Raw genomic sequence first — 18839 nt, 5'->3', positions numbered from 1 at the left:
CTACGGCCATTAATGGCAAACGTCGCCTTGCAACTGCACGCTTGAGACCACGCTGAGTAATGTTGAGGTTAATCAGAGGCTCCTTTAGCCTTTGGGCGTGATATTAATATTTCATTATACGCCTCTAGTGGATTAGAGTAGAACCCCATTTGTGACATCACGACAGCACAGTAAGTTGCACTTCGCCCATGCCCTTGAGCACAATGAACAAGTACTTTTGAGTCAACGTTAATAGTTTCAATGATTGATAAATGTGAAAGTTCTACGCCGTCCAAATTTGGATAACATACATAGTTTTTGTTTTCGCAATTTGCTTTTGGGAACTCTGCCGTTAAATCAACTATACAGGGTATTTCATGTATTTAAGTGATTAATGGCATTACGTATTATTTGAGCGCATTCTGCGGGATTTGACTGTGCAATAAAGTGCCCACCATTGACCTCAACAAGATTAAATTTCGAGCTCTTAGATGCAAGCAATTTAACCGCACTACTACTTACTAAAAAATCCGTACTGGGCCGAACGTAAATTACAGGGCATTCAACGGTTCTGGCTGCCTTAGGCATGGTCGCAATATTATACAAACGAGATCGTAGTTTTAACTTGTCTGATTTTTGAAGAGAATCAAACACCTTAATAACCATACCTTTATCACCAGACAGATTAAAACCGAAAAGATACAAAATTAATTTAGTGAGGAAATTTGGTTTCAGTAGAAATACTGGAAGAAATTTAGCCAATCGAGCAATTTGCGATGGACGTGAAATAAAACTCGCTAAGAACACTATTCCTTTAACTCGTTCACTTAATAAGTGATACAACTCATAGGCAACACTGCCCGAATAGGATTCCTCGACAACAAAAATATCTTTATCGTTGATTCGAGCTGCAATCTCCTTAGCTTGACCCAAATAAGATTCAGCTTTAATTGAATTGTACGAAACGACGCTGTAATTCCAGCTTTCGGGGAATTGCTCAATTAACCTATCAAATAGTAATCCCGTGCCGTCTAGCCCTGGAAGGAATATGATTTTCATTAATACGTGTTATTCCGTGATTTTAAGCTAACTACAATCGATTTTATTTCAGACGATAACTCTGTTCGATAACATGCGGTTTAAATCAAATAACCGGTTTGACTGTCATTAATCACACCAACGGGTAGATTATAGGTAAACGTTGAAAAAATGCTATGCGATGTGGATGCGCATATCAACCACGATGATAAATACTATAATGAGGGAAGATAATACTAAAGTTTATTAACTCCAAACTAAAGATTTATAACACCGCAGTCACCGGTTATAAATTTTTACATTTTCTCTTTCCGAGAACACCATGTACGATAGAAAAAATAGATAGGAGTACACAAAACCCAAAAAGCACGAAAAAATTATCAGTTCCGTCAGACCTATATACTGGACCACGCCAACTGGGTAAATAGAGAACATCGGTAAACGCACCAACCAAAGCAATACCACCTAAAACCACCCCAGCCAATATACTTTGATTGTACGCCTTGATAGTTTTTTTGATAAAAGCTTTACTCGCAGGAGCTTCAATAATTTCAGGTTTCTCACCGTAAAATGGCTTTATGCTGGATAGTATTTCCTCATGTGCATGCTTTGGGAGTCGTTTATATGGAATCGAGAATTGCGAATTATTCTCAGCGTATATCCTAATAACTCCATTTTCTTCCTTTACTTCGTTAGCTTTGTAGAGATCAATATTCCCTGTAATCATACCTAACTGAATCGTATTCATTTGACCGTCTTTATACTAAACGGCGTAGGAGTTCCTGACGGCTGAAATCACAATTAACACGGTTAAAAAAAGATAATTGTCAGGAAATTTTGTATTTCCCGTCAACAACGAAGCGCCTAGGTTAAAGGCAATCCATACAACTATAACCACGCCATACGACTTCATTTTGTAATCAAAAGTTGTCTTATACTTCCATTTGGTGCTCATAATACTCCTTGTGCCTAGCGCCGCGAACAGGACGTACGTTATTGCATTACGCCCAAAGTGTCGTGTTACTCGGATGTATTATACCTTTCTGGCACATACTTGTAATGACCGGTAATTTTGTAACCGAACAACATATCTTGCAATTGGGGGCCACTGCCAATGTTGTGTACGATCATTGGGTTACCTGTAGTAGGATTAATTTTTTCAGTTACGATACCAATATGAGGTAGATTACCTGGCAACATCCAAGTTACTAGTTTACCCGGCTTGTAGTCATTGGCATTGCGCGTAATCGGAAGCTCTTGACCATGACGCTTAAAAAAAGTTTGAAGATTAGGTACACGTCTATGATCAATGTTTTTATCGGGATGTTTAAGGCCCCATATTCTTTTTGAAGGGTACTTAGAAAAATTAGCCATCATATCTTCGTGAACCAACTGCTGGAGGTCTGTGCCCAACATACGATAGGAGCGAATGACCACATCTGTGCACACACCAATCTCTTTGGGTACGTCGCCCCAAGGATAATCGATAACCAAATACTCGCCATCGTAACGAACGACATGCGTCGTTCTTTCGTGCGCTGCTTTTACGATATCCCGCTCGAAACTTAATGCGGATACATTTATTGATAACACACAAGCTAAAACAAAAAGTATTCTACGCACGAAATCTCCATGACGTATCACGCTCGCATAGTAGACGGACTTGTGAGCACCCCAATCGACGCTTTTGCTGTGCTACATCTAGTATTATTTCTGAGGTCCATTTCATTCACGATCTCTCTTTACCCACCACATCTCACATAAGAGTTTGATGTGTTTGAATCAATTACTAGCGGTATCGGTTTGACTGGCCTATATAGCTAATTGACTCAAATTCTGTAAGTGCCTCAAATCCATTATTGTTCAACAAAGTTGTTTTAATATGAGACACTTTACCTTGTTAAGCATTCTCTCGTTCAATCTCCGCCACCGCCGCTGGAATCATGATCATTCGATGAATGGTAATCATGATTTGAATTGTCTGATTCAGGTTTATCAAGATATTCAGCTAGAGGGATAATGACTATAGGTATACCGGCCCCAAAACCAAGAAGAATCATTGGATAGACCCACCTCAGCTCTTCACCAGATTTGTACTGCTCAACCAAATCTGATAAGCCCATGATGAAAAGTATTGTAGACAAGATCAGGAACATTCCCTGTACTGCAGAATTCATGCACACTCCTCATACGTTTAACAGTGTCGATAACGACGAAAACACACTGGTCACAATGCCCGAAAAACAAGGAGAAACCAACGAGAATTTTGTCCGGTTTGATTACTTTTGTAAGGTGCCACACCAAGCAGAGATTACTACTCCAATATTTGGCTTACATCACTTGGATTAACACCGCACTCTCTAAGCCACGATGCCATTTCTGACAAGCTAGTTGAGTGTTTAGTGTGTGCCCCGCCGCTATGATCCTTGAAATAGTAACCTGAACCATTGTGCCCTTCATAGATTGTTTTTATATCTTTGCAATCAGCAAGAAAATCCCGCTTAAATTCATCTTTCTCCAAAGGCTTAGTTGGCAATTGCACACTACAAGCCGTTTGTAGAAGGATGAGAGATATTAGAGTAGTTAACAGAATTTTGTTCATTCGTATTCGAATAGATTGAGCTTAATACCGGCTTATTTAAGAGTGTATTTGATTGAAATTAACTAAAACCATCGATTGTGACTGAGGATTCGAATTCAATAAACTGAATGCCTTCTTAAAATCGAATCTCCATTGGCACGGACCACTTGGATTTTGGCTGTCTGCTATTATCTTGGACAAAACCATACTTTTGGTAAAAGCCGACAGCATTATTGGATGAATTTAACCTCACGTAACCACTGTTTTCACGGTTACGTATTCTCAACAAAGCCTCTGTTAATAATGCATCACCTACGCCTAAAGATTGGAACTTTGGATCGATAAAAAGTTGGGACAAATTCCAGTAATGTTTAATTAAAATAAAACCTTGAATCTCTGAGCCAACATACTTCAAATAGATCTTCTCATCTAAACAAATTGCTTTCTCAATATCATCCAGTATATGTGGAAGTAGTCGTTCCTTCTCATCGTCTGGAGCATCAACAGAGTGAAAAAGAGCAGCTTTGGCAATTCTCTTTAAGTCTTCAAGATCTTTTTCTTCTACAGCGTGTATGTTCATTTTTGTTTGTTTATAACGCCCCATTAACGAGCCGAATACCTTATTAACCATTTATGCCTTTTGCATAGTAGCTGTAATACCGCCCGCGCCAACTAGCGCGCTACCACCGATACGATTAAACCACTTTTTGGCAGAGGCACTTTTTATGTGCTCACGCATTTTACCCGCGAAAACAGTATAAAAAGTAATGTTGATAGCAACAATACTTAGGAACGTTAATATTAGAATAGAAAGCTGGACTGCTATTGGCTCTGATGGTGTTATGAACTGAGGCAAAAAGGCAACAAAGAAAACGATATCTTTTGGGTTTAGCGCTGTCACTAAAAAGGCATCTTTAAACATACTGAAGCCAGATTTAGTTGCAGTCGGAGAATCAGCAGCATCTGTTTCAACTTTTGCTGTGAATGTTTTGTATCCCAAGTAAATAAGATAACAAACACCGAACCATTTTAAGATTAGGAACAATTGAGCAGAGGTTGCCAATACAGCTCCTAATCCAAGTAACGATAATGACATTGCAACGAAATCACCGGCTAATACACCAGAAACCAACGGTAAAACTGACTGTTTTCCGTGTGCCATTGCTTGCCCTATTACCAAAATGACCGTAGGCCCTGGAATAATGCAAAATACAATGACGGCTAGAACAAATGCAGACCACATTTCGATTGCCATTATTGATTCCTCTTATCAAATTTTATTTATTTTGGTGACTTAGATGCCTTGTAAGTAGCTACTTTCCCATTACTCACTACCGAAATAGTGCTATTACCAAATTCGATATTTTCCCAAATTAGGGGAAATAAATCCTCAATAACGAGGGAGTCACTACTGGTAATCTTATACTCTAGAATTGGAGCACTGTTCTGGTCAACGCTTGCTCTGTCATGCCCGTAGTTTGGTATCGAAATTCACTATAATCATTCTTAGTATCTTGCCGCTCTATTCTGGCGTCATCTAAGAATACATATAGAGCATCTGAAAAATCTACTCTATGCTTAATCCAACTAGCCTCGTTCTTATTTTCATCCCACTCAAATTCCATTTTCTCTCCCGCAGGTTAGTAGTGTTGAAACTGAACACCTTAAACAGAGGCGCCAGGTATACCGGCGACTTACTGACTTGTCAGAATCATTTTCATAAAGCTGATTAATAAAATCAGAACACCACTGTAAAGTAAAAACTGCTCCTGGATGCAAAGCAGTTGAACCATGAGCTAACTCGTTACGTAAGTTAGGGATTATATCTATTAGCCCTTCACTGTATTCGTTTGAATCACTTGGCTCCCGAACTACCTCGAAGCCTTTGTCTTGTATTAAACCCAATGTAACTGCTTTCTTTATGAGTCCTCTGAAACCGTATTTGTGTTTACCTAAGCGATCTTTCAAAGCCATTTCAACACAAGAATAAGCTTTCAGCTCAGAAATTTGATTAAACGAATAAGAATACCATGTGTATACAGCCAGATTTTTGGCTACATTAAATTGGCTTCGGACTGATTCTGGAGCACGCTCTGACAATTCCACTAGTTCAACTGCTCTATATATTCTCTCTAGAGTGAGTCTATCGAATTTGCCTGTTTCTGTATTAAATGAGCCAAACAAAAGGTTCCTTTTGTCGGGTAAATTAATCTCGTCAATTTTTTTAAAGTCTTCCATAGTTTCTTTAGAATTTACCGTCGCTAGAACGTGAGCAGTTTACTTCGTCTCTTTGCTAACTTGGTTATGTGATTGTGTCGATTGCAAGATAAAAATTATTGACGCCAAAAATAATGGAATAAACAAAGTACCTAGTAAAGCTTCTAAAGCTGCTAACCACCTAATTGATTCTGTCGGTTGGAAGTCTCCGTAACCGAGTGTTGTCCAAGTTACGACTGAGAAATAAAATGCAGTACTCGCGTCGTGAATTACATCACTGCCACTTACTAAGCCTTTTTGTTTGTAGACCGCAGCAAAGCCTACTATTGCAATATAAATTGACACCAACATTTTAATAATTTGAGGAAATACTAAGTACTCTTGGTGCCTAAGAAACACATTGCTGAATGACGTGAAGAAAGTTGATAGAACAAAGAAAACAATTAGACCCGGTGTAAGGTTAAGCGACCCCTCTGAAAACAGAGTAACAGTAAATATTACCGGTAAACCTAGAAAGACCGCAGTAAACCAGATCACGTTTAAATATTTATGGATTTTATGCATAATTCCTTTTCACATCGCCCTGAAATCAGCAACTAACCTCCGTTTCGGACAAATTGAGGTATAAGTGTAGCGATAACAATTTGTCCAGAACGGGGATTAGTTCATCCGAATTGATTCGTTATCTGTTTCTACCACTTTGCTAACACTACCACTTTTTTCTGAATTGTCTCAGATCGCAATTTTATAAATTTGCTGAAATCATCAATTTTTGCCGCCTCAAAAGCCTCTTGAGTACGGAAATTTGTCCTGTGTAGCCGCTTGTTACATGCCAGGTATATACCATCAAACATGTATTTTTCTCGATCTTATCAAGTGCTCTCTTAAGTAATAAGCTCTTGCTGAACCTGTTTCAACAATACCAGTCAATAAGAGCAGGCAAATATCATACATTTTACGACTAAGTACTCCCCTGTTCTCAATCTGTAAATACCTTCCAATTGACATTTCCAAATAGTATGCAGTATTGATCTGCTTAACTATTAGTTGTGAATTATTAGAAAACTTTTCAGCTAATACCTGAATGCCTTTATCAAAAAAGATATCATGAAAGTTATAAATCAAGGAAGATAGGGCTTCAAATACATGGCTATTGCTTGCCGATTGCCTTGCAAACTCTAGCAAATGACCAGCCCCTCTTTCCATATCTGTTTGCTCGCTTGGGTGGCCTTGCCACGGGCAGTCTGCATACAACATTCCTCGTAACAGCGTATTTAAATCATTTTGCAAACCATTGTATGGATCATTCACATCTTTTAAAGCTATGGTGTGAGCTTCTGGCGCGAGGATACGCCATAGTGACCAAACTGAATCAAAGTCACCTTCCTTTTCCATTTCCACATCAAAAGATAATTTCAAGGAATATATAAAGCTAGGAGCCTTAGAACAGCCTGAAATTAAAAGGTCTTTAAATGGTTCAAAGTTGCGATGTCTTAATTGAACAATATGTTCCGCCAAACAATCCTGTATCTCTTTTATTATTTCGTGTTGTATTTTTTGGTCGTCATCCGTTCCGTAGTCGGCGTACTCCGATTCAAAAGCAAGTTCAACTATCTTCTTAAAAAGAGCTATTTTTTTATCATTTTCACTACCAAACGGAATCATTAAAGTAGAAAGGTGTATAAACCATGATGAGTGGCTTATTAAGGAAATTTCTTCAACATTAAGGTTAAAATTCCCATTTATCAGATTATTTCTAAAGTTTGTAATCAGGGTAATCCAATGTTGGTGTGCCTCATCCAATTCATCTCCCTGCAAATGGAAAAACCTTCGAGCCATACTCTCTTCTTTACGAAACCTAGCATACTCCGCAACTCCATTTAAACAATAGGACGCCAACTCATAATCTATTGACCAGAGAAATTCTCTCACACCTTTAGCGGCATAAGCACAAATATTGAGGTTTTCATGTGTTAACGCTGTGGCTAAAGCGTATTTCAAATATTCTTTTTGCTTTAAATCTAGATCTAGTTCAAGTAACTTCGGTAACACAAAAGCACAAGCACCAGAGCCATAATAATCCGTCTTATCATGAGCTGTTGTCCCTTCCATAATATCGGCATGCATAAATATTGCTTCAAGGATGACTCCTAAACACCATTCTTTGTTTTCATCGCTTAAATTGTAAAGATCATCACGAATACAGACCGCAGCTACAGTTGTAATTGTCCCAACCGCCATGTCAGAAAAATCAGGAATGTTGTTATTTTGAAGAGAGTCTAGTAAGTTTTTTGCAGTGTTTAATGCATCCTGATACGAAGCAAAATATTCTTCTTTAAAGAGCTTTTCTTCAAATAATTTCCTTGCCCATAAATGTAAGCTAGTTACGGAGTTGTCAACAGCATGCCTCTTATTGAATTCCTGTTGATCTTGCTTTAAATCTTCAGGGAGTTCAGTCGAACTTTGAAGCATAACTCGATCGTTATCCTTATCTTCAACAGCCTCCCAGGTTCTTGTATTAACTCGATGCACAAGATATCGAAGACTTTTTTCATTGCGAACAGTTGCTTCACTTATTAATCCATCAACAATTTCAAGAACATCTTCCCTCAGTTCTGCATCAAACTGTAATCTAGTTAATAAAGTCTCTAATGATTCCTTCCTCCAAGGTCTGAGTGCTGCCTCTCTTCTTTCCTCGATATAAATTTTAGACATTACATCTCTATCTAAACCAAACCAGTTCGGCGTACTCCCACCCATTTCAGCCGTCATACGAATCAAGTCTAGATAATACAAATCAGCAGTATTTAGTAAGGGAAAGGCTGCTTTATTTATTTTACTAGGGAAACCTGTTGCCACTGATGATAAAACAGACGTAATCATCACAGAGTTGCTATTTCGCAATAAGTAATCATATATCCAATCAATTTGGTTATTTTCACCACTTCCACTTACATACTCTACTAACCAGTTCTCCAACGCCATTAGCGCACACTGTAGCAAGTAAGGTAATGTAGATTGCCCCCTGTATCCTTTCCATAAATGAGGAGAGGCATATTGCTTAATTGTTGCTCCATCATTAAGTTTCAGTTCCACTTCTCTAACAGCTACTTCATTAGTGAAAAACTGATCTTGCTCATTATCCGAAGGTGCACCAAACTCAGAATCTGCATATTTCTGCGCTGTTACGTTACACAACTCAACTATAAAATCTAAAGCTTTTCTCGGGTGGTGTTGAAGTAGGTACGTAAACGGCCCCTTCGCTCCGCTGGCTGGAAAAAATTCCCTCTCTCGATCTAGTCCGAATGATTCTTCTACATCTACGCGCCCATATCCTTCATAGCCATAGTCATCTTCCTCGGGCTTTTGCAACAACCATTCATGCATTGATAACTTAACGATGAAGTCAGGGCGAAACTTACATAGCATCGGAACATTTGTCCCTACAAGCGCTAAACTTGTTAACTCATCAACATAACTCAGTCTTCGAGGTTTGATTTTAGATATGAAAACATCTTGCGCCATTAATTCATCAAATTCTACTTCAATTGCTGGGGAAACTTTTAATAAAGCGCTGAGTATTTTTTTTCTTTGTTCTTTGCTTCGATAAGCATCTTTTAAAGGCTTCAATAGCCATATAGCCAACAAGCCAACCGTTCTTGAATCTTCAGGAAAGTCGTCGTAGATGTTAATTATGCCGCACCATTCGTTGATTAATTCAGCGATATTATTGAGAGTGGATTTGCTTAAATCTGTTCTGACTTCAAAAATAAACTTAAATAGTGCTCCCCAACCTCGACCATATGGGAGAAGAAACAAAGATTGTAATATTCCAGACTTTTCATCCTGCTTTAGCAAATTAGTAAAGCGAGAATTTGGTCTTTGGCAAGTTATCCTTAGGATAAAGCAAAAGCGAATCAATAAAGCGCAATCATCTTTAAGTAGTTGAAACCTCATCAAATCTAAAAATGTTTCTGGTGCATCATGCTGTAAGATTGCTGCGATGGTTTCATCTTTCCAAAAGCTTTCGACATCATCGGCACCTAATATATTTGCCACAAATTCATTAGTTGACTCATCAAATTTTAATCTTCTATATAACCATAATCTAAACGCCCTACTTATTGCTGGTTCACTACCTATAGCCGATAAGAAACTTGCGACATCATGCAAATTAGTTATATATTCAGCCTCAATAAACTCTTCTAATGCCCAATCTTCCAACACATCGTGGGGCAAGCTTATAGTTGAAGATCTTTGATCTCGGTAAATCAGGTTATCCTCTTCCAGCTTAGAGATAACTTCAGGATCGAATTCATTAGCAGAAATTCCAAACACCATTTTTTTCGCTCTCTGCTTGGCGATATCAATGAATGTCGTTTTACGCTTTACTGGCATACCCGACTTGCGATCTTGCTCTCTAGAAATAACCGTAGACCATACGGTGTTTCTGAACTCTACCTCTGTATCCCCTGATTTAAATTGTGCGCCATTACCAATTGCTCTTACTGCAATTTCAATGAAAAAAGGGATCTTGAGTATGTCTAATAAAGAGCTATTTGATATTAACTCATTGAATTCTGGAATATTTTTACAAACCTGTCCAACTTGCTCTTGCGTGAATCCTTCTATGTTTACGCTACTAAATTTGAGGCCACTAGGTTGTAAAAAGTTAAAGGTGAGTTGTTGATAGGCATAATCACGTCCTGTAGCAACAATAGTCCAACCGGTTTGTTGTCTTATAAACTGAAGTAAATCAATGAATGCGTCTTGATAATTAAGCTCCAGAACTTTTTCTAACGACTCAATTACCAGAATCTTTTCTTGAAGTAATGAAAAATACCCTTCAATTTGCCCTAAAGTTGAATTCATGCCGATAGATGCAAAAACGTCATTAAGGTGGCTTCGATCTAAATCTTCAGCCCTTAGGTAAAAAACAGGCACATCCTTATCTTTAGTTGAAATAAAATCTTTTACAATACCTGACTTTCCGGCACCTCTAACACCCGTTACAAATAGAAAATCACTATCATTAAAAGCTTCTGATAATTTTACTAAATCTTCATACCTATCAATATGGAAGCCATTAATTGTGTTCGATATGCCTCCATAAATGTAGCTGCCACGTTCCTTAAACTTCAAGAAGTCATTTTCAAAATCCACATTGACCAGAACTTGAAACAATTCGGTTACGTCCTTCGGAGTATTCTCAAGAGTTAAAACTCCAGCATTCTGGTTAAATTCTTGAACGCAAGTAACTACTTTAGATAAAACAAGTGATGGATATTTATCTGAATAACATTGAATTAGTGAACAAAGTAAATTGGCAACTATTGAGTATTTAGCATCTAAATCAAAGGAGACCAAATAAAAGACTCGCAGAAATTTCCATAATTCATCATCATTAACTTCCTTTCCTTCATTAGCATTGGTTAATTGGGACCTGAAGATGTTTAACCTTTTAACTTTTGCTTCACTCGTGAAACCTTTAGTTTTCGATTTTTTTATAAAGTCCGCAGAGCTTGATGAGTATTTAGCCCACTCCAATATTGGAAGTGTATTGCTAATATCCAGTTTGGAAAGTGGTCCAGTTATCAATGCAATCGAGTCACTTTCAGGGTTAAATTCAGTATCTTTATAGTCTTTCCATGCACTGTTAATAACTTCTGCGAACATTGACTTCTGAGATTCACTTATAGTTATTTCGTGCTTAATCTGAGCATAAAGTCTGCTTTCATTACTTAATTTATCTGACGCAACTAAGACAAAGTCATCCGTGCTAGAACCATCATATTTATTTTGAAATTTTAGTTCTTTAGCTCTCATGTCTTGTGATAAGCACGGTACACAAGAATGCGTTAATAATGAAATAGCAAAAGCTGCTTGAACCCTAGTTTCAAAATTAACTCCACCACCTCCAGTGGAAAATGGATTACTTTGTTGTTTAACATCTTTGCTCATTCTTATTCCCGTAAATCTAATAAATTGACAACAAAGTCAAAGATTCCTTTCACTTTACCAACCAATTATACAATGAGGATTGAGGCACATTGAGAGAGCAAATAGGCATGTAACAATTTAATACACGCCCTAATTAACGTTTTCTCCCAAATACACCTTCACAATGACGTATACGTCGGTTAAATCTATTCAACGCTATCTTGAAAGTCCCACTGCGTCAACGCCTCAGACAATTTGGCACATAAATCATTTTTCATCTAAAATCATTATAATTACTACCCCAAAACAACCTTCTTTAAAGCGTATTATTGTCGGACTCTTTACTTTCGAATGCAGAAATTATTTATTACAAACTAAGAAATAAAAATTTAAACTTTCGAATTGTAAAAACAAAAATACCAGCTCAATTAAGCGCTGGTATTTACGGTTTTTACAAAAAGTTTATTGGGTGGGTTCTTTTATTTTTATGGTAATACAGCTGTCTTTTACGTGTACGGCGAGTTCGGTGTTTATGGTGAAACCGGCTTTGTTGAGCCAGTAACCTTTGAGCTGTATTAAGGGGACGGTTGGATAACCTTTGAACCGGTTGGCGTAGGCATCGCCGGGTTTATAGGGGTAAAAGCTCTTTCGAACCTTGAGTTTGCGGATTTTGGAAGATTTTTCTTGGGCCGAGCGATGCTCTGGCGTACCATTGCGTTTAGCCATGATTGATACCTTGAATATCGGTTGTGGTTAGCTGCTTCTGGGTGTTCCAGCACCTAGAAGTAGCGATTACTTAGTACTTTTACTATTTATCTATACTTATTCATACTCAATTATTTCTGTAAAAATTGCCTTACCTGCTTGAAAGATAAGCAATAATTACGCACTAAAAAACTGTATAAATCAACAGATAACTTAGATTAATTTGATATTATTAGTAATAATATTTTCGGATTATCTATTACTTGAAAAGTTTTTATTTTTAAAATAATTAAAAACATTACCAACCAATAAAACTCAACAGAAAATATAAAATCGTACTCAGTATTTTATTTAACGACATTATTCATCCACTACTTTATCCCAACTTTCTTCAAAACCTTCTGCTTCAATAAACCCAGATATGCTATTCATAAGCTTCTCATTCCAGAACTCCCTGCTTTCTGCCCACGGCAGTTCAACACCCGCTTATTCTTCAGAGATAGAAAAATCTACCATTTTCCAAAAGTACCACGCCAGGTATTCAGCATCATCAGGCGAACTTAACACGCCGGAATATAGGAGTCTCTGATTAACCTCAACATTACTCAGCGTGATCTCAAGCGTGCAGTTGCAAGGCGCCGTTTGCCATTAATGGCCGTAGTCCTTAATAAAAACGGCAACGCTGCAAATGTGCCCTTGAGACACGCCCTACGGGGCCTGCCAGTTTTTTCCTGCTCTGCGTTGTGCTTTTTTGATTTAACCCGTTAGACCTTCAAAAGCACGCCTTAATCAGAAAAAAACTGATTGGCCTGAGTGATCTTGAGGTTAATCAGAGGCTCCTATAGTATTTCTTTGGCCCGAATTTCTTCCATTTTTTTAAAATGATAATTTAGATACAGTGGCTCTTCGTCGTATCGGTACTTGATCATATTAATTCTTGTAAAGAGGCAACTCAGATTCTTAACGAACAATCTGATTGAGGAATGGGAAAATAAAGGTCCAACAATTATTCTGAAGGAGTGAACCACAGATTTTGGGAATATTGTAGGGCTTTCTTTTTATTGATAGTTCCAGCGTAACAACTTAACTGCTGGAACTCGAAATTGAATGAATTTTTGGTATTTCTAGAATTTAATTTTACACGCTTAGTCATCGTCAGTAACTTCAACAAATTCATCGGGGTCATCTGAATCACTGCTTTCCTCAAGGTCGCATTTATCCCATTCAGGCCAACCAGCTTTAATTGAATTCATAAAATCTTGTAACGCCACCCAGCCGACAATTTCAGCGGTGTAATTTATAACCCATTTTTCACCGTCCCACGGTAAAAGGTCATATGCACCTAGTCCGCTAGGATATTTTACGGCAACAAAAAATTGGCTTTCATAGGGTGGATTTTTTTCAGGGCTTTGCCACTCTACTTTGTTAATAATCTCTTGTTTCATTATTTTGTTTTCCTAAACAAATCAACAAACAATTTATATTAAATAGCGAGAGTCGACATAGTATTTATTGAATTATTTCCACTTTAACTTTTCATGTAATGCAACCACTTCTCCAACAATGATGATGGTTGGTGGCGATACTTGTTCTTTTTTTACAAGTTCTTCAATGCCATTTAATGTGGTTACGTAAACTTTTTGGTCTTGGGTGGTGCCTTTTTCGATAATACCAACGGGGGTTTCTGGGTTTCTGCCGTATTGAATTAGATGTTCAGCAATTTCTTGGATACCCGCAAGGCCCATGTAAAATACGAGGGTTTGCTGGTCGAGGGCGAGTTCTTTCCAGTTTAAATTAACGTGTCCGCTTTTTAGGTGGCCGGTAATAAACCGTACGGATTGAGAATAATCTCGGTGGGTTAAGGGAATACCTGAATAGGTGGAGCAACCGCTTGCGGCGGTGATGCCGGGAATCACTTCAAAGTTAATGTTGTGTTGGGCGAGCAGTTCGAGTTCTTCGCCGCCGCGACCAAAAATGAAAGGGTCACCGCCTTTTAAACGAATGGTTTTTTTGCCTTGGTTTGCGTAATCCACTAATAGTTGGCTGATTTGGCTTTGCTCTACAGCGTGATTTGCTCGCGCTTTACCGACGTAGATTTTTTCTGCGCTCTCGGGAATTAATGCCATGATTTCTTCTGACACTAATCGGTCGTATAAAACAACCTCGGCTTTTTGAATCACTTTGTAGGCTTTCAGTGTGAGCAGTTCTGCGTCGCCCGGACCCGCCCCCACGAGATACACTTGGGTGGTTTTTGACAGCGGAAGTGTTAGCGGATCAGTCACGGGTTGTATCTCGTTTTTAATTTAAGGCTTAATTAGTTATTATTTTTTGTCATACAAAAAAACCAACTTGCGAACAAGTTGGTTTTCTATTTTAACCTGAATCGATCACTTCAAAAACAATCGGTTATATGGTTTTTAAAGCTTTCGTTCATTCAGAAAATAAATTAACTGGCTGAAATTACGGTTTTGCCACCCATATAAGGTTGCAACACTTCTGGAATTTCAATAGAGCCATCTGCTTGCTGGTAGTTTTCTAATACGGCAATTAATGCCCGACCCGCTGCTAAACCAGAACCGTTTAGGGTGTGTGCAAATTCAGGCTTGCCGGTTTCTTTGTTGCGGAAACGCGCTTTCATGCGTCGAGCTTGGAAATCACGCATGTTGCTGCAAGAAGAAATCTCGCGGTATTTTTCTTGCGATGGCATCCATACTTCAATGTCGTATGTGCGTGCCGCAGAGAAACCGATATCGCCGCCACACAAAATAACGGTGCGGTACGGTAGATTCAGTTTTTGCAAAATGGCTTCTGCGTGTGACGTTAAGTCTTCAAGCGCTTGCTCTGAGGCTTCAGGCTTAACAATTTTGACTAACTCAACTTTTTCAAATTGATGCTGACGAATCATGCCTCGGGTATCGCGACCATAGGCACCGGCTTCGCTTCGGAAACACGGCGTATGGCTGGTGTATTTAATAGGCAGTTCGGCTTCGTCGACGATTTCATCACGCACGGTATTGGTGACAGGCACTTCGGCGGTTGGAATCAAGTAGAAATCACGTTCGTCGGTAAGTTTGAAAAGGTCTTCTTCAAATTTTGGTAATTGTCCTGTTCCGTAGAGGGAATCGCGATTTACCATAAATGGAACGTAGATTTCACGATAGCCGTGCTCTTCGATATGAGTGTTGATCATGAATTGGATCAACGCGCGGTGAAGACGGGCAATGTCGCCTTTCATGACAGAGAAACGAGAGCCGGTTAATTTGGCGGCGCATTCCATGTCGATTTGACCCAATTCGGAGCCAAGATCCAAGTGATCTTTAACGTCGAAATCGAAGGTTTTTGGCTCGCCCCAGCGACGAATTTCTACGTTGTCGTCTTCGGTTTTACCTTCCGGAACTTGTTCGTCTGGAATGTTTGGAATGGTGGAAAGAATGTCTTCCAACTGGGCTTGAATGGCATGCAACTCGTGCTCGGCAGCGGTATAAGATTGCTTGAGCTGATCGACTTCTGCCAATAATGGTGCAATGTCTTCACCGGCAGCTTTGGCTTTACCGATGGATTTCGAACGCGTGTTGCGCTCCTGTTGCAGGGACTCGGCTTTAACTTGGATTTCTCGACGTTGGTTTTCTAAGTTTTTAAGGGCGTCAACGTCTAGTTCAAAGTGGCGTTTGGCAAGTTTTGCGGCCACTTCTTCTGGGTTTGTTCTTACGTATTTTGCATCTAGCATAATGTTTAAGGCTTTTGTGTATTGTGTGTTAAATATCCGAGTTTGCCGTTCAAACTCTTAAGCGATGTTTGGTTAAAATTCGCTGCTGTTTTACACCCAGCGTGCAGTTAGGGTTAAACCGCAGGCGGAGGCAATGAAACAGCCGGCCATTGTAATGACAGCGTAGGCTGACGCCAAGAGCATTTGCCCACGAAGATACAGATGAACGGTTTCAATTGAAAATGTTGAGAAGGTGGTGAGAGCACCTAGAAAGCCGGTCATCAAAAGAATTTTCCACTGCGGCGACCAAAGCGATTTCTCAACGATAATGGTGTAGAGCACGCCAATAAGAAACGACCCTAAAACGTTGACGAAAAATGTAGCCCACGGAAATTTTCCTGGAACCACAGGAAGCATGTAGGTTGAAATCCCAAAACGCATCATTGCGCCGACAGCGCCGCCTAATGCTACGGCCATCCATTGAAGCATGAAAATTCTCGAAATTGGTTGGATAAATCAGTGAATCAGTCGTCTTTGTTCTGATCTTGCGGGGTATTGTACCTTTGTTGAACGCTGGCCTCATCCTGTGTGCGCAAAAAATCCAGCTTATCGGAGATTTTCTTTTCTAATCCGCGGTCGGTAGGAAAATAATAACGCGTGTTGGCCAAAGGCTCGGGAAAGTAGTTTTCGCCTGCGGCGTAAGCGCCGGGTTCATCGTGCGCGTAACGGTATTCTGCGCCGTAGTTAAGGTTTTTCATTAAGCCGGTGGGGGCATTGCGTAAATGAATGGGCACATCAAAGCTTGGTTGATTGGCGATATCAGCTTTAGCGGCTTTGAAAGCCATGTACACGGCGTTGCTTTTGGGAGCACACGCCATGTAAGTCACGGCCTGGGCGATGGCGAGTTCACCTTCGGGGCTGCCCAATCGCTCTTGGGTATTCCAGGCATTTAGGGCGATTTCGAGGGCGCGCGGATCGGCATTGCCGATGTCTTCGGTGGCCATTCTGACAACCCGGCGAGCAATATAAAGCGGATCGCAACCGCCATCGAGCATTCTCAAGCACCAATACAGCGCTGCATCGGGAGAACTTCCACGCACGGATTTGTGTAGGGCAGAAATTTGTTCGTAGAAAATATCGCCGCCTTTATCAAACCGGCGCACGTCGGAACGAATCACTTCACCGAGAACGTCTGGCGTAATTTCGGCTTGATCAGAATCGAGCAAATCAACGCTCATTTCTAGCAGGCTCAGTGCGGTGCGGCCATCGCCGCCGCTGGTCGAAACAATCAGCGCTAAAGCGTCTTCATCAATGCGATAACCTAATTTACCGAGGCCACGATTTTCGTCAGATAACGCGTTGCGAATTAGGTTTTCGATGTCGTGATTTTCGAGGGATTTCAGCAGATACACTCGGCACCGAGATAAGAGTGCATTATTGACTTCGAACGACGGATTTTCTGTGGTTGCGCCGATAAAACACAAGGTGCCGTCTTCTACGTGGGGTAAAAAAGCGTCTTGCTGGGATTTGTTAAAGCGGTGTACTTCATCGACAAAAACAACGGTGCGCTGGCATTTGTAGTTGAGTGCTTGCTTGGCTTGTTCTACGGTCGCGCGAATGTCTTTAACACCAGCTAGTACTGCCGAAATTTTAATAAAGTTGGCTTTGGTCAGTTCAGCAATGGTTTGCGCGAGTGAGGTTTTCCCCACGCCCGGCGGCCCCCAAAAAATCATGGAGTGCAAACGATCTGATTCAATACTTTTGCGAAGTGGCCGCCCTACCCCTAATAAATGCTGCTGGCCGACGTACTCGTCTAAGTTGCGCGGCCGCATTCTTGCGGCTAGCGGTTCGGCTACCAGCGCGCTGGGGTTTTCTTCTTCAGGAAATAAGGAATCAGTCATGGCGTTTATACGACAAGAATTTATCGCAACTAATTATCGTAGAAAACGTCGGTGCCATCGGGAACCGCAAATTCGAAGGTGCTTAATTCGAGCTTTTCCAGCGGCTGATTATTCTGAAACTCAAACACGGTATTAAATCCGGTGGTTTCAGTGACGGTCATGGATTGAATGTGATTTTCAGAAAACGTTAATTCGATGGTTTTGAGCTGCTCAGATTCTAAAGGTTTTAACACGTAGTGCTGATTTTCGGTGTTAGAAAGATCAGCGTCTGATTGCTCGATAATACGGGAAATTTCAAAACCCGATTCTATGACGGAAAAATCACCGCTAATTAAACGAATCGGCAATTGATCTTGCTGATCGGCAAATGACTTGATCGTCACTTGCTCTAGGTCGGGGTCATACAACCAAATGGTTTTGCCGTTGCTGATTAAATTTTGCGGGAATGGCTCTACGGTATCCCAACGAAATCGCCCAGGTTGCTTGAGTGCAAAAGTACCGCTGCTTTCTTGCACCAGCTCGCCCTGTTGATCGTACAGCCGTTGTTCGAATTCTCCGGTGGAGTTCGCCAAAGGCTGCAACAGCGGCTTAAGTTCCTCGGCATTAACTACGTTGTTCGCTTCTGCCTTGTTGGACAATGACGGGTTAGTAGCTGCTGTGTTTTCCGAAGCGGCATGGGCTGAAACGGAAATAACGACGCCCAATAAGGCGCCTTTCAGTAATTTTCGAGGGTTAAAAAAGCCAGGCAGAACGTTAAAAATTCTCAAATTGC

At 40.0% G+C, this 18839-nt stretch carries 19 protein-coding genes; 1 reads left to right on the top strand and 18 read right to left on the bottom strand.

Going from position 1 to position 18839, the window contains the following annotated elements; genetic code table 11:
• Window positions 1–68: 68 nt before the first annotated feature.
• The 5 genes from LU361_RS20450 to LU361_RS18400 form a co-directional block, all read right to left on the bottom strand.
• Window positions 69–275 (bottom strand): phosphatase domain-containing protein, encoded by a 207-nt coding sequence (locus tag LU361_RS20450; RefSeq protein ID WP_434064675.1) that lies wholly within the window; start codon window positions 273–275, stop codon window positions 69–71.
• 79 nt (window positions 276–354) lie between these two features.
• A complete protein-coding gene (locus tag LU361_RS18415; RefSeq protein ID WP_233090614.1) occupies window positions 355–1038 on the bottom strand; it encodes an alpha/beta fold hydrolase in 684 nt (227 codons plus the stop codon).
• A 265-nt stretch (window positions 1039–1303) separates the two neighbouring features.
• Window positions 1304–1765, bottom strand: a complete 462-nt coding sequence (locus LU361_RS18410; RefSeq protein WP_233090612.1) for a hypothetical protein — start codon at window positions 1763–1765, stop codon at window positions 1304–1306.
• 272 nt (window positions 1766–2037) lie between these two features.
• Window positions 2038–2640, bottom strand: a complete 603-nt coding sequence (locus LU361_RS18405) for a DUF1287 domain-containing protein (protein WP_233090611.1) — start codon at window positions 2638–2640, stop codon at window positions 2038–2040.
• A gap of 293 nt (window positions 2641–2933) precedes the next feature.
• On the bottom strand, window positions 2934–3194 hold the full coding sequence (locus LU361_RS18400) for a hypothetical protein (protein WP_233090610.1): 261 nt from the start codon (window positions 3192–3194) through the stop codon (window positions 2934–2936).
• Between LU361_RS18400 and LU361_RS18395 the strand changes: the two genes are divergently transcribed.
• A complete protein-coding gene (locus tag LU361_RS18395; protein WP_233090608.1) occupies window positions 3193–3366 on the top strand; it encodes a hypothetical protein in 174 nt (57 codons plus the stop codon). The genes LU361_RS18400 and LU361_RS18395 overlap by 2 nt on opposite strands.
• A gap of 368 nt (window positions 3367–3734) precedes the next feature.
• Here LU361_RS18395 and LU361_RS18390 read toward each other — a convergent pair whose 3' ends face one another.
• From LU361_RS18390 to lolA, 13 genes are all read right to left on the bottom strand, one after another.
• Entirely contained in the window at window positions 3735–4229 is a 495-nt protein-coding gene (locus tag LU361_RS18390) for a GNAT family N-acetyltransferase (RefSeq protein WP_233090606.1), read from the bottom strand.
• Window positions 4230–4853, bottom strand: a complete 624-nt coding sequence (locus LU361_RS18385) for a LysE family translocator (protein WP_233090604.1) — start codon at window positions 4851–4853, stop codon at window positions 4230–4232. It abuts the gene before it with no gap.
• Window positions 4854–5025: 172 nt separating this feature from the next.
• Window positions 5026–5223, bottom strand: coding sequence for a BrnT family toxin (locus tag LU361_RS18380; RefSeq protein ID WP_233090603.1), 198 nt, complete (start codon window positions 5221–5223; stop codon window positions 5026–5028).
• Window positions 5213–5836 carry a hypothetical protein gene (locus tag LU361_RS18375; RefSeq protein ID WP_233090601.1) on the bottom strand — a complete coding sequence of 208 codons (624 nt, stop codon included), beginning with the start codon at window positions 5834–5836 and terminating at the stop codon, window positions 5213–5215. Before LU361_RS18375 ends, LU361_RS18380 begins: the two co-directional genes overlap by 11 nt.
• A gap of 39 nt (window positions 5837–5875) precedes the next feature.
• Complete coding sequence (locus LU361_RS20415) at window positions 5876–6166, bottom strand: ion channel (protein WP_350338028.1); 291 nt, start codon at window positions 6164–6166, stop codon at window positions 5876–5878.
• A gap of 495 nt (window positions 6167–6661) precedes the next feature.
• A complete protein-coding gene (locus LU361_RS18370) occupies window positions 6662–11776 on the bottom strand; it encodes an NACHT domain-containing protein (RefSeq protein WP_233090599.1) in 5115 nt (1704 codons plus the stop codon).
• A 441-nt stretch (window positions 11777–12217) separates the two neighbouring features.
• Complete coding sequence (locus LU361_RS18365; protein ID WP_233090598.1) at window positions 12218–12481, bottom strand: SymE family type I addiction module toxin; 264 nt, start codon at window positions 12479–12481, stop codon at window positions 12218–12220.
• Window positions 12482–13605: 1124 nt separating this feature from the next.
• Window positions 13606–13905 (bottom strand): hypothetical protein, encoded by a 300-nt coding sequence (locus tag LU361_RS18360; RefSeq protein WP_233090596.1) that lies wholly within the window; start codon window positions 13903–13905, stop codon window positions 13606–13608.
• A gap of 72 nt (window positions 13906–13977) precedes the next feature.
• A complete protein-coding gene (cobA, locus tag LU361_RS18355) occupies window positions 13978–14742 on the bottom strand; it encodes a uroporphyrinogen-III C-methyltransferase (RefSeq protein WP_233090595.1) in 765 nt (254 codons plus the stop codon).
• Between the two features lie 164 nt (window positions 14743–14906).
• Complete coding sequence (gene serS, locus LU361_RS18350; protein ID WP_233090593.1) at window positions 14907–16187, bottom strand: serine--tRNA ligase; 1281 nt, start codon at window positions 16185–16187, stop codon at window positions 14907–14909.
• Window positions 16188–16277: 90 nt separating this feature from the next.
• A complete protein-coding gene (gene crcB, locus LU361_RS18345) occupies window positions 16278–16655 on the bottom strand; it encodes a fluoride efflux transporter CrcB (RefSeq protein ID WP_233090592.1) in 378 nt (125 codons plus the stop codon).
• Window positions 16656–16690: 35 nt separating this feature from the next.
• Complete coding sequence (locus LU361_RS18340; protein WP_233090590.1) at window positions 16691–18067, bottom strand: replication-associated recombination protein A; 1377 nt, start codon at window positions 18065–18067, stop codon at window positions 16691–16693.
• Window positions 18068–18096: 29 nt separating this feature from the next.
• The gene (lolA, locus tag LU361_RS18335; protein ID WP_233090588.1) at window positions 18097–18834 is read right to left on the bottom strand and encodes an outer membrane lipoprotein periplasmic chaperone LolA; all 738 of its coding nucleotides are present in this window, start codon (window positions 18832–18834) and stop codon (window positions 18097–18099) included.
• Window positions 18835–18839: the final 5 nt, after the last annotated feature.

This window comes from Sessilibacter corallicola (assembly GCF_021290925.1).
Taxonomy (GTDB): domain Bacteria; phylum Pseudomonadota; class Gammaproteobacteria; order Pseudomonadales; family Cellvibrionaceae; genus Sessilibacter; species Sessilibacter corallicola.
This window is presented reverse-complemented; position numbering and strand designations above follow the sequence as displayed.

Excerpts from the sequence above, each read along its gene's own strand:
- LU361_RS18415 (WP_233090614.1), bottom strand. The coding sequence starts at position 1,038 with ATGAAAATCATATTCCTTCCAGGGCTAGACGGCACGGGATTACTATTT.
- LU361_RS18410 (WP_233090612.1), bottom strand. The coding sequence starts at position 1,765 with ATGAATACGATTCAGTTAGGTATGATTACAGGGAATATTGATCTCTAC.
- LU361_RS18395 (WP_233090608.1), top strand. The coding sequence starts at position 3,193 with ATGCACACTCCTCATACGTTTAACAGTGTCGATAACGACGAAAACACA.
- LU361_RS18400 (WP_233090610.1), bottom strand. The coding sequence starts at position 3,194 with ATGAATTCTGCAGTACAGGGAATGTTCCTGATCTTGTCTACAATACTT.
- LU361_RS18390 (WP_233090606.1), bottom strand. The coding sequence starts at position 4,229 with ATGGTTAATAAGGTATTCGGCTCGTTAATGGGGCGTTATAAACAAACA.
- LU361_RS18385 (WP_233090604.1), bottom strand. The coding sequence starts at position 4,853 with ATGGCAATCGAAATGTGGTCTGCATTTGTTCTAGCCGTCATTGTATTT.
- LU361_RS18380 (WP_233090603.1), bottom strand. The coding sequence starts at position 5,223 with ATGGAATTTGAGTGGGATGAAAATAAGAACGAGGCTAGTTGGATTAAG.
- LU361_RS18375 (WP_233090601.1), bottom strand. The coding sequence starts at position 5,836 with ATGGAAGACTTTAAAAAAATTGACGAGATTAATTTACCCGACAAAAGG.
- LU361_RS20415 (WP_350338028.1), bottom strand. The coding sequence starts at position 6,166 with ATGTTGGTGTCAATTTATATTGCAATAGTAGGCTTTGCTGCGGTCTAC.
- LU361_RS18370 (WP_233090599.1), bottom strand. The coding sequence starts at position 11,776 with ATGAGCAAAGATGTTAAACAACAAAGTAATCCATTTTCCACTGGAGGT.
- LU361_RS18365 (WP_233090598.1), bottom strand. The coding sequence starts at position 12,481 with ATGGCTAAACGCAATGGTACGCCAGAGCATCGCTCGGCCCAAGAAAAA.
- LU361_RS18360 (WP_233090596.1), bottom strand. The coding sequence starts at position 13,905 with ATGAAACAAGAGATTATTAACAAAGTAGAGTGGCAAAGCCCTGAAAAA.
- serS (WP_233090593.1), bottom strand. The coding sequence starts at position 16,187 with ATGCTAGATGCAAAATACGTAAGAACAAACCCAGAAGAAGTGGCCGCA.
- crcB (WP_233090592.1), bottom strand. The coding sequence starts at position 16,655 with ATGCTTCAATGGATGGCCGTAGCATTAGGCGGCGCTGTCGGCGCAATG.
- LU361_RS18340 (WP_233090590.1), bottom strand. The coding sequence starts at position 18,067 with ATGACTGATTCCTTATTTCCTGAAGAAGAAAACCCCAGCGCGCTGGTA.